12 protein-coding genes are annotated in these 10,044 nt (G+C 44.0%); 7 read left to right on the top strand and 5 right to left on the bottom strand.

Annotated elements, in window-relative coordinates:
- Positions 1-115: 115 nt before the first annotated feature.
- Positions 116-436, bottom strand: coding sequence for a hypothetical protein (locus H7T88_RS03970; RefSeq protein ID WP_221787052.1), 321 nt, complete (start codon positions 434-436; stop codon positions 116-118).
- A 103-nt stretch (positions 437-539) separates the two neighbouring features.
- Here H7T88_RS03970 and H7T88_RS03965 point away from each other — a divergent pair, with 103 nt between their 5' ends.
- From H7T88_RS03965 to H7T88_RS03945, 5 genes are all read left to right on the top strand, one after another.
- Positions 540-1,928: a lipase family protein gene (locus tag H7T88_RS03965; RefSeq protein ID WP_221787050.1), complete on the top strand. Its 1,389-nt coding sequence runs from the start codon at positions 540-542 to the stop codon at positions 1,926-1,928.
- Position 1,929: 1 nt separating this feature from the next.
- Positions 1,930-2,235: a WXG100 family type VII secretion target gene (locus tag H7T88_RS03960; protein WP_221787048.1), complete on the top strand. Its 306-nt coding sequence runs from the start codon at positions 1,930-1,932 to the stop codon at positions 2,233-2,235.
- A gap of 287 nt (positions 2,236-2,522) precedes the next feature.
- The gene (locus tag H7T88_RS03955) at positions 2,523-2,765 is read left to right on the top strand and encodes a hypothetical protein (RefSeq protein ID WP_221787047.1); all 243 of its coding nucleotides are present in this window, start codon (positions 2,523-2,525) and stop codon (positions 2,763-2,765) included.
- Positions 2,762-3,214 (top strand): hypothetical protein, encoded by a 453-nt coding sequence (locus H7T88_RS03950; RefSeq protein ID WP_221787046.1) that lies wholly within the window; start codon positions 2,762-2,764, stop codon positions 3,212-3,214. Before H7T88_RS03955 ends, H7T88_RS03950 begins: the two co-directional genes overlap by 4 nt.
- 492 nt (positions 3,215-3,706) lie before the next feature.
- Entirely contained in the window at positions 3,707-4,087 is a 381-nt protein-coding gene (locus H7T88_RS03945; RefSeq protein ID WP_221787045.1) for a hypothetical protein, read from the top strand.
- Positions 4,088-4,138: 51 nt separating this feature from the next.
- On the opposite strand, the gene H7T88_RS03940 is transcribed toward H7T88_RS03945, so the two are convergent.
- A complete protein-coding gene (locus tag H7T88_RS03940; protein WP_312027582.1) occupies positions 4,139-4,663 on the bottom strand; it encodes an amidase domain-containing protein in 525 nt (174 codons plus the stop codon).
- 204 nt (positions 4,664-4,867) lie between these two features.
- Positions 4,868-5,272, bottom strand: coding sequence for a hypothetical protein (locus H7T88_RS03935; protein ID WP_221787044.1), 405 nt, complete (start codon positions 5,270-5,272; stop codon positions 4,868-4,870).
- 266 nt (positions 5,273-5,538) lie between these two features.
- Here H7T88_RS03935 and H7T88_RS03930 point away from each other — a divergent pair, with 266 nt between their 5' ends.
- Together H7T88_RS03930 and H7T88_RS03925 are read left to right on the top strand one after the other, a co-directional pair.
- Positions 5,539-5,724 carry an aspartyl-phosphate phosphatase Spo0E family protein gene (locus tag H7T88_RS03930; protein ID WP_221787043.1) on the top strand — a complete coding sequence of 62 codons (186 nt, stop codon included), beginning with the start codon at positions 5,539-5,541 and terminating at the stop codon, positions 5,722-5,724.
- Positions 5,725-5,760: 36 nt separating this feature from the next.
- The gene (locus H7T88_RS03925) at positions 5,761-6,066 is read left to right on the top strand and encodes a hypothetical protein (RefSeq protein WP_221787042.1); all 306 of its coding nucleotides are present in this window, start codon (positions 5,761-5,763) and stop codon (positions 6,064-6,066) included.
- 209 nt (positions 6,067-6,275) lie between these two features.
- Here the strand turns inward: H7T88_RS03925 and H7T88_RS03920 are convergent, their stop codons facing one another.
- Together H7T88_RS03920 and H7T88_RS03915 are read right to left on the bottom strand one after the other, a co-directional pair.
- Positions 6,276-7,955 carry a type 2 periplasmic-binding domain-containing protein gene (locus H7T88_RS03920; protein ID WP_221787041.1) on the bottom strand — a complete coding sequence of 560 codons (1,680 nt, stop codon included), beginning with the start codon at positions 7,953-7,955 and terminating at the stop codon, positions 6,276-6,278.
- Between the two features lie 398 nt (positions 7,956-8,353).
- Entirely contained in the window at positions 8,354-9,961 is a 1,608-nt protein-coding gene (locus H7T88_RS03915; protein ID WP_221787040.1) for a response regulator transcription factor, read from the bottom strand.
- Positions 9,962-10,044 lie beyond the last annotated feature (83 nt).

Raw genomic sequence — 10,044 nt, 5'->3', positions numbered from 1 at the left:
TATTGTTGCGGGGAACGTTGACAGAAGTGATCAACGAAAGATAAAATCCATATATTCCCTATATTTTCAAAAGCATTTATATAGATTGATAGTTAAAAAAATATACTTCAACGCTCTATTTGGAATCTGATTTCTTGGATATTCCATCAGGAAGCGATAGTGTCTCCACACTTAATGGATCGTAATTTACCATAACGAATACCTTCTTTTTCTTATCGCCTTCGGCATAGCCGTGGAGGCCTAGAGACTTGCTTAGATCGGGAGGAGAGAATCTATACTCCGTAAAACGAACCGTTACACCGTATTTTTCGAGAACATAATTTGCAGCGAACTTCTCGGCGGAGGATACAATCTCCTTTTCCTCTTTGGAGGCACATGCTCCAAGCAAGAGAGATGAGATAATTAAGATTACAAACAGGAAGAAAGGTTTTCTCAAAAGGGACACCTCTACTTTCTTAGACTGGTATTAATATACTATAAAGATTGAATTATCACTAGTTTACATAATCATATTGAAATGTTCAATTCAGGAGGTATTTATGCAAAACGGTTACATTAGCGACGAGTTATACCAGAAAATATCTAACTTTGCTTATCAGAGGGACATTTCTGCCGGCACACCGCTTACAGAGGAGGGGGAATATGCACAATGGAAAGTCATTGAACCTGAAGGTGCTGAGCTCCACAATAAAGTGTCGGGTTTCGATTCCGTTGTCTTCCAAAACAATCAAACAAATCAGATTGTCATCGGTTACCGGGGAACGGAGCCGGATGGGAACTGGCTGGGGATAGCGGCTGATTACGAAACAGACGTGTTTGATGTCTTAGGTGGACGTACCAGAGAACTGGAGGATGCCGTAACTGACCCGAATCATCATAACATTTTCAAGAAAAGCTTTATTCAATCGATTAAGGAAGATATCGATTGGCAGAATAACCAATTCCATCAGGCGGAAGTACTTTATGAACAGGTTAAATCAAAATATCCTGACGCAAGTATATCTCTTACAGGACATTCGCTTGGAGGTGGTTTAGCGCAATACGTAGCAGCGCGACAGGATTTGTCAGCCATGACATACAGTGCCCCGAGTGTAACCAATCTGCTGGACGATGCAAGCTTAGCGAAAGTAAATGAGGGATACTATGATAAAAAAGTGGTAAACATCGTTCATCCTAACGATTCAGTAGGTGCAGGTGGGATTTCTGAATATGACAGGCATGTTGGCAGCACGTACTACAAAGGCCAGGATTTTGACTCAGCCAATGCGATGTACCAAAACTGGAGACTGCAATTCCAGCTTATGTTGCCTATTCGCCCGATGGGACCCAGCGGCCCACTAGCTACATACAATTTCCCAATCGATATTGATCTGGACAAGTTTCAGGTCGGCAATATTATTCGATTGATGGACTCATTTTCTAAAAAAGAAGGTAAAGGCTATCACTCCATGAACCAATATCAGTTTGATCAACAGGGGAATTTGGTCGGTCCACTTATTGATCGTGCTACGGGGCAACAAATTGATATCTCACCACGCTGGAATACTTATCAGGAATCACAGGTGGCCTTGTCAAACCTCTTTGGCGGAGTGTTGGCGCCCTTAATTGCGGTTGCCGCCTATGGGAAGTCAGGTCAAGGTGGCGGTACAATCCGATTGACACCGGAGGAGCTGGCGCAGGCAGCAAGGGAAATGCGCCTTAGCCTGGACGGATTCTCCAATGATGCACAAGCTTCCATCAGGATGTTCGAGGCGTATACTTCCACAAGTGAAAGCCATTCCTTTACCCCAATTGCTTACGATGCTACAGCGACACTAGAACGAATTAACCGTTGGTATCAGGAATCGATCAGCGAGATTGCAGAGTATATTGAACGAAAGCACGAAGATTTCGTTCAAGCAGATCAGTTCTTGACAGGAGGTAAGTGACATGGCAAGAATATCGGTATCTTTATCTGATCTGAGAAGAGCCGTTCAGCAATGTGAGCAGTTGCTGGAGCGCTTAATGCAGCAGGAGCAGAAGATGCGTTCAATACATAGCAGACTAGAGCAAGATTGGGCTGGAAATTCTGCAACCACGCTAGGATTTAAAATGCAATCTTTCCTAAGCGGAACATCCACAAGAATAAATGAATTGGAGACGCATAAAGAAGCACTGCGACGTTACATCCATAGGATGGAGGAAGCTGACCGAGAGGAGCGTAGAGATTACAGGGAAAACAGCATGCTGAGATGAGGATATAGACTGGTAGATATTTAATGGTATTGTGTATTAGATAGATTACGCAGGCGTATTGTTTGGAGAGCCAGGTTCTAATGAGAAAAAAGAAACCGTTCCGCAACAGGTGGAAGTGCAAGCAGCAATCTACTTAAGGGTACGGTTTCTTTTGTATATTCTACATATTTGATAGGGACATAATAGACTAATTCGGTTGTTATGATGAAGGAACGATATTTGAATTCAGGTGTATATGATAAAATGATAGAAAGTTTTAAAAATACAAATAACAGGAGGTATAACACATGAAATGGCAGGAAGTGAGAGAACTGTTCCCTGACCAATTTGTCCTAGTTTCCATTATTCAATATCATGAGGAAGATAACAAAAAAATCGTAGATGAAGTTGCACCAATTCGTATCGTATCCGAACAAGATGCCAATAAAGAGTTTTTTCGAGTAGAGCCTGGTAACTTTGTATATCATACTTCAAATCCAGACTTTGTGATTCATCTCCGTAAAGATCCATTAATGAGGGCGGTATATTGAACGGATATGGAGCAAAAGATTTAGAAGGAGAGCTTATGAACGAAAGAGCTAAAAAGAAATTGAAAATGCAATTTGGCTTCATCATACTATTTATTTTTATCATTGGTGTGCAATTAATTGTCAAAAACTACTTCGTGGATCATCCCCCTGCATGGGCAACTGGATTATCCATTTCTGGTTTTATTATATTTTGTATACTTGGGCTGCTAACCTACCTTGATCTCAAGAACCAAGAACAATTCGTAACCATTGGACAAATCGTAGAGGTGAAGAAGGATACAAATATCATCATCGTTAAAGGGCTGGGGAAAGGTCATCGGAAAATATTAATAAAAGATAGTCATATCCTGAATATAATGCAGGCAAATGAACTGATCGAAATCACGAGACTGAAATATACAAATATGATAACGAAAAAAATGTATCAGGACCAAGAGCTACAACTTTGATCAGGTGATGAAAGAGTTGTGGTTTTTTATATATTGATGACGGTTGAAATTAACAAAAGTAGATTTTCCTTAATCCCAAGGTTATGAAAAGAAAGTATGCTCTTGATGAAGCTCAAGCAAGCATTCGAACAGCAAGATTTGCACCTGAACTCCATTCTACTGAATGTTATGCTTTATTTAGAGATGCCATCGTTAGACTACATAACGCCGATCTTCGAGTAAGAGATGTCAAAGTGTCTACTTTAGGATTTGAAATACCGGACTCTCGGCGTACCACGGGCATCTCTTCTGAGTTCACGTCACTTGCAAGGCAGCTTTAAAAAAATGTCTGATTTCACATTGACAATCCATTTTACTTTTGTAGATGCACTGAAATATTTAAATGATCTTTAAAAAGAAGTGAAAAAAGAGGATTTTTAATTTTTTTGGCAACTAAGTGATGTCTGGTTCCGTTTATATTTAATAAGAAAATCAATTTTAGGAGGGAAACTGATGAATAAGAAATGGAAGGTCATTTTATTCAGCTTTATTGGGGCTTGTATGCTTTTAGTCGTGTTAGGAGCATTATATGTGAATAACGTTGGATATAATAATGTGAAACACATGTATCGTTTAGAATCAACCGGTAAATCTGTAATTCGGATAGATAGCGATATGCCTGCCCGAGAGCGCTATCTCACGAAAGAAAAGGGTGATCCACAGGAACTGTTAAAGTCACGCATGGAACGAGAAGGGTGGGTATATAGTCAACAGGAGGGATCAGGTTATTTTTTTAAGAAAGACGGTCGGGAAGAAATAGTCACTACGCAGCAATGGAATCATTTTTATATTATATATAGTTTGAATGCTGGAATTGCGAACCTTGAGGATTAGACAAGAAAACAACGCCCTACTTTGTAAAGGGGGCGTTGTTTTACGTTGTGCTTAGTTACCAGTGTTAGTTGCTTTGTCCATTTCGTATCCATATACTTTATAGCCAGCGGTATACCAATCTTGGAGTGTGCTAGTTTCCTTTTTGTCAGTTGTATGTTGGGTTAAGAATTTATTGTTATTGTTGTTGCCTGTATTTTTTGTGATTATAGCAGTGTGATCGACATGTCCATCAGCTCCAAAGTCCGCATTTACGGCATCACCTGTTTGTAGAGCGGCCACACTTGATGCAACGCCAGCTCTTTGACTCCAATGTTTATAGAAGTTTTGAGCTCCTCCCCACGTGTGAGTAGGCATAAGGGGTCCGAACTTCCAAGCATCATCAGCAGTTACGTGGGAACCTGTTCTAAATTTCATCCCTCCTGCATAAATCGCTTGGGATACAAAGTTAGTGCAATCATTCCATTTCGACCAACAAGATGAATTTGCTACATTACAGCCTTCTTTTTCAGCATAATATGTTGAATACGTCGGGTTTCTTTTGTTCCACCAACTGTAAGCATAGTCTCGGGCTGCTATATTGTCATATCCGTTTGCGGAAGTAGCTAGTGGACTAACCTCGTCTGTTGCGAAAGAATCAAAGTTTGTTTCGCTACTAGTTGTTGTTTCGTTATTATCTGTAGATGGAGCAGTAGAAGGAGCATCTGAAGGAATCGGTAAAAGACCATTTAATTCAGTAAGTTCTGCATTGGAGAGTGTTACGTTGTTTCTAAGCTTATTTTGCTATGTTCTCAATTGTACATTAAGTTCATAGTTTTCATACCAATCAATAAATTTTACATATTCTACTATCTTTTTCATGTCCTCAGCAGAGAATAATTCAAAAGAAGTCCCTAACGAGAGTACATATTTTTGATATTCTACATTGTCTAAGTCTGTTTTGATAGCGATACCATCTTTATTCAACTGCTTTTCAACCAAGTTGATAGCATCGTTGTGTTCAATAAGAGCTTTTTCTTTCACCTCTGCTGACTTTCCAGGAAGTACATTGTAAAACTGGATATCGCTAGCATTAATTTGAATATCGGCAACCTTCTCTGAATTAGTCTCTGCGGAAGCAGCACTTCCCATTAAGCTGAAGCCTAGAGCGAACGTTCCAACAATCAACCAAGTCTTCTTGAAATTCAATTTTTCACTCTCCTATTGTCATATTTTGTAATGTTGTTTCATAGATATAAACGCCATAAAAGGGAAAAAGTTACTTAAAATTTCATCTTTTTTTCAAAATTTTTTAAGTTTAATTCGATTTCCGCATTATAACGATTATATTTCCTCTTACAATATGAATAAGTAGAAGTGAATTCTCTCTGGATAGTAGTCGCATTAAAAATGACTACTTATGTTTAGTTCTAACAAGACACGATGCAGTTTAGACCCATCAGAGAGGTGCAAGTATGAGCCGATTGCTTGACTTATTGGAAGAGGAACGGCGCAAGCTTAATCAGCTTGGTGAGGCATCCTTGAAGCAAGCGATTCCGTTGTGGGACAATCCTGCGGTTCAGGAGCAGAGCCGGAGGGTGGATGAACTGGTGGCACAAGTTACTGAAATGAAAGCGAGACATAACCAAGTTGTACGGTAATGAGCGAAGTACATAATGCGTAGGGGAGGAGAAGCTATGGATTTTCCACCGTGGATGCAGCGAGCGATTCAAGCAAGGCTGGATGAGGTGACACCCCGGATCGAGCATGATCCTGAACTGAGTCGTGTACGTGGGGAAACCGACGAAGCGTTTGAAGCTTTGCTTGCTGGCAAAGATGTCGAGCAGACACCTGAATATGCGGAATGGGAGAATCGTTACATTGTTAGCAGAGGCATAGAGAATGAACGGTTGTATATGCAGGGGCTGCGCGATGGTATTCAGTTAACGGTATCCTTGCTAGGCCAGTCGATGTTGGTGGAGAGAGGGAATGAATCTGACTAAAGCTAATTGATTTACGAACTTAGCAGTGTGAAAAGCCCGTTAATGCTTACATGGCTTAGCTTGGTAAGCATTAACGGGCTTGATCCGCTAACGCGAACTCATATGTCATGGGGGAGCAACCCCGCTTTACACTAAAAAACCCGAGCCGAAGCGTGAATAACTCGCTTCGGCTCGGGTTTTAATGCTTTACTTTTCCCAACAACAAATTCTTATTTCCCACTCACAGACTTGAACCAATCATTTACCTCTTGGGTGATCTGGTCGCCGCCGTTGGATTTCCAGTTGGCTACGAATTGGTCGAATGCATCGATTGGCAGTTTGCCGTAGATGATTTTGTTGAAGGTTTCGAGCTCGGACTGACGGAGCAGGTTCCACTTGGATACCATGGTTGGTGTGGCTGCGCCTGTGAAATAGTTTTGTTTGCGGATGTCGATCTGGGACATCACGACTTTACCTGCATACCAGTTTTCCGGTTTACGGAATTCAGCCATTTGTTTCTCGTAAGGTGTTTCAGCTTTCTCGCCGTTCGCGAGTTTCACGAGTGTTTTCATGTACAGGTCCGGAATTCGCGCCGGGCCGGTCAGGAACGGGAATTCGTTGGAGAAGTCTTTGATCTTCTCTTTGTCACTGGTCGGTTTACCATCTACGATATCCCAGTCGTACCCTTTGGCAAAGCCGTACTCATACGGACTGCCCGCTTTCGGGTTCGCCAGGTTATCCAGCAAGTAGTTGTAGTACAGGAAAATTGCTTCCGGGTGCTTCGCATCTTTGTTGATCATGATACTTGCGTTGACGCCAGAATTCTGCCATTTCGTACCGATCTTGCCGTCTGGACCAGCCGGAACAGGATAGGCTTTGTATTTCGCGCCCGGTACGTTCTTCAGCAGGTCTGGAGCAGGCCAGTCCGGTACCCAGTTTGCGCCAGGTAGAATGCCGGCTTTGCCAGCCGTCCAGCTTTCGGCGGATTTACCTTCGTCCCACAGTGCGGAGTCGGCGTGGATATATCCTTTTTCCATCCATTCAGCCAACTTGGCAAGGGCTTGTTTCGCACCCGGGTTCACGGAGCCGTACTCCAGATTGCCGTTTGCGTCTTTGTTCCATTGTTCTTCAATTGTGCCGTATGCACCGAACAACCAGTCGAGTCCGCCCATCCAGGTGTTGGTGTTGTTTTTGAGCGAGATTGCCAGCGGGAATACTTTGTCTGGAGACAGGCCGTCCGGGTTCTCGTTTTTGAATTTGTCCATGATGTTCTCAAGGTCTGCGATGGTTTTTGGCGCTTCCAGGTTCAGCTTCTCCATCCAGTCTTCGCGGAGCCAGAGCAGGGTATCGTCGTTATCCGTGTACTCCATGATTGGCATGTTGTACTTTTTGCCGTCCTTGGTGAACGGATACCACAGCTCAGGATGTGCTGCTGCGTGCTCTTTCAGAATCGGGCTTGCATATTTCTCGAACAGCTCGTCAATGGCGATGAATTGACCGGAGTCGATCAGCTGATTCGTCAGTACCGCGTTCGTTGGCACGGTTACGAAATCAGGCAGCTTCTCGCCGGACGCAATCGCCAGCTGCAGCTTCTGTCTGTATTGATCGTCAGTGGCCGGATACCACGTATCTTTGTGCTTCATGCCCAGCGTTTCGAGCATCCAACGGTCATGTACGTTGTTCTCTTTGGTATCGCCATGAGCGTATTTTTTCGGCATCAGCACGGAACTGAATTCGATGGGCGGGTCATATTTTCCTTTGGCAAACGCTGCTTCCGCTTCCGCAGAACCGACAGCCTCTTGTGTATCATTCGTGCCTTTCTCACTGGCTGACCCGCCACTGCCGCATGCAGTGATGGTGATGAGTGCGATGACCATGAGCAAGGACCACCATGTTTTGAATTTGATCATTGTTCAATCCCCCTACGATGTATGATCTTTACACTGTAACTGTACCAAGTAGAGCGGGAGCGCATCTATATGAGTTTGTTAGTTTCGATAGGACTCTCTTAGTGAAAGTATAAAAACTTTGGTTATCGCAATCTATATAAGTTGAACTAAAGATTTTACACATTCCACTCCGATGACAGAAGAACCTTCCAATCGCTGTTATCCCCAGATTTTTTTCATTCCCTTTTTAAAGGGGGAAATCCGGTGATAAAGGCGAAGCTTATGCTTCCGATGTAGCTTTCTTTCAGAAAGCTTTTAGCTTCGCTTCTCCAGGTTTTTTCTGTCCTCTCCGTTCTCGTGTAAATGAATAGTTTAACTTATATATAAGTAACGTAATCAAAAGCGAACTGCTATTCATATTAATGCTGGTCTCGGTACTCTTGAGGTGTCACGCCAAATTGACGTTTGAACACTTTGATAAAATACGCCGGGTCCATATAGCCGATCTCCAGGCTGATCTCATATACTTTCTTGGTGGTTGTGACCAGCTTATGGCAGGCCCGATCCATGCGCAGGCGGGCGATATATTCACTGATGCCCTCGCCAGTTTCGATCTTATAAATCTTGGACAGATGCGTGGGATGCAGGTTCACATGATCTGCAAGCACACGTAAAGATACGTCGAGATGCAGGTTTTTATCCGTAAACTCCTGAATCTTTTTTACGTATTCCGACCGGGTATCCTTGACCTCGTTGGATGTGCCTTCTTTGAGTTTGGCGAGTACGCCGAGCGACCATTTGCGCAGCTTGCCGATGGTGGAGAAAACTTCGCCGCTCTGTAGCTGCTCGATCTCACTGCCCATGAGACCTGACAGGGTGAGCTTGTTCCGATGAGCCAGGTTAGTGAAAGCAGCGGTGATGAGAAAACCCGCCTCCATACAGTGTTCCCATGATTCGGACCATTTCTCGTCCAGTTCGGCGCAGACGGCACGGATTTTGTCTTCGGCGGCATCCCATTGGCCGCTTTCCAGCAGCTGAATGAAGGTAGGCGGTGTGTACAGCACGTCCAGCGGACCTTGTGCCGCAGGTGCTTCGACATCGGTGACCCGCATGACGAATTCACGCTCGTCCCCGACGATCTGGCGGAAATAGGCGGAAGCCTGACGGAAGCGATCGTAGATCTGTTCCGGGAAGGTGAACCACTCGGTCATGACGATGGAGAGGGAGCCTTTCAGAAACTGTTTTACTTTGGATTGAAGCTGAATGGACAGCTTCTCCAGAATGGTTTCTTTTCCAATATCGCCATTCGCCTCTTTCAATTGCAGCAAAAATACGACATACCCGTGCTCTTCCTTCACACCCCACACGTGCATAAACTCACCCATAATCTCCTCTGCCATGTTGATGATGGCATATTCGATCAGGGTCTGATCATGGCTGTCGTAGTGGCCGAACTCATTATCCATACGGACTAGCATCAGCGCGGCATCCCCGGTGTGGAAGGGCAGGTCGTAATTGTCCAGTTTGCGTTCCCATTCGCTTGCGGAGAACCGAATTCCCTGTAATGCTTCTAAAAGTAGGCGTCCACGCAAATGCGGCAAATTCTCGCGCAAAGTAAACTGCGTTCGCGACAGGGAACTGACAAGCGCCCATTCATTGTTTAGTTGGTCGATGGCTTTCTGCACGGCGCCGATCAGTTCGTCATCTGTTGGAGGTTTGAGCAGGTAGTCCACGGCTTCGTACTGGATGGCTTTCTTGGCATAATCAAATTCGGAGTAGCCGGATAAGAGGATGCATTTTATTTTTTTGTCCCGGATGCGTATGCGTTCGATCAGCTCTATGCCTGTCATTTCCGGCATCTGAATGTCCGAGATCACGATATCAATAGGGTGAGTTTCAATGAGTTGCAGTGCTTCACGAGCGGAGTATGCCCGGTGAACCTGTTCGATCCCGAGCGTATGCCAGGGTTTGGTCATGGACAGGTTATCGACCCAGTGTGCTTCGTCGTCTACGATGATCATTTGCATGTTGCTTTGTCTCCTTGCTTGAGGGTTTACACGCTTCTAAGCTGACATGTGTTGCAAGCAGTATATCACACCACCATCCGCTT

The sequence above is a fragment of the Paenibacillus cucumis (ex Kampfer et al. 2016) genome (assembly GCF_019748695.1).
Lineage (GTDB): Bacteria > Bacillota > Bacilli > Paenibacillales > Paenibacillaceae > Paenibacillus > Paenibacillus polysaccharolyticus.
Note: the sequence above shows the minus strand (reverse complement) of the source record. Positions and strands in the feature narration are given on the sequence as shown.

Coding starts and splice junctions, on each gene's coding strand:
- H7T88_RS03945 (WP_221787045.1), top strand. CDS start 3,707: ATGAATAAGAAATGGAAGGTCATTTTATTCAGCTTTATTGGGGCTTGT.
- H7T88_RS03965 (WP_221787050.1), top strand. CDS start 540: ATGCAAAACGGTTACATTAGCGACGAGTTATACCAGAAAATATCTAAC.
- H7T88_RS03925 (WP_221787042.1), top strand. CDS start 5,761: ATGGATTTTCCACCGTGGATGCAGCGAGCGATTCAAGCAAGGCTGGAT.
- H7T88_RS03915 (WP_221787040.1), bottom strand. CDS start 9,961: ATGCAAATGATCATCGTAGACGACGAAGCACACTGGGTCGATAACCTG.
- H7T88_RS03955 (WP_221787047.1), top strand. CDS start 2,523: ATGAAATGGCAGGAAGTGAGAGAACTGTTCCCTGACCAATTTGTCCTA.
- H7T88_RS03930 (WP_221787043.1), top strand. CDS start 5,539: ATGAGCCGATTGCTTGACTTATTGGAAGAGGAACGGCGCAAGCTTAAT.
- H7T88_RS03920 (WP_221787041.1), bottom strand. CDS start 7,955: ATGATCAAATTCAAAACATGGTGGTCCTTGCTCATGGTCATCGCACTC.
- H7T88_RS03960 (WP_221787048.1), top strand. CDS start 1,930: ATGGCAAGAATATCGGTATCTTTATCTGATCTGAGAAGAGCCGTTCAG.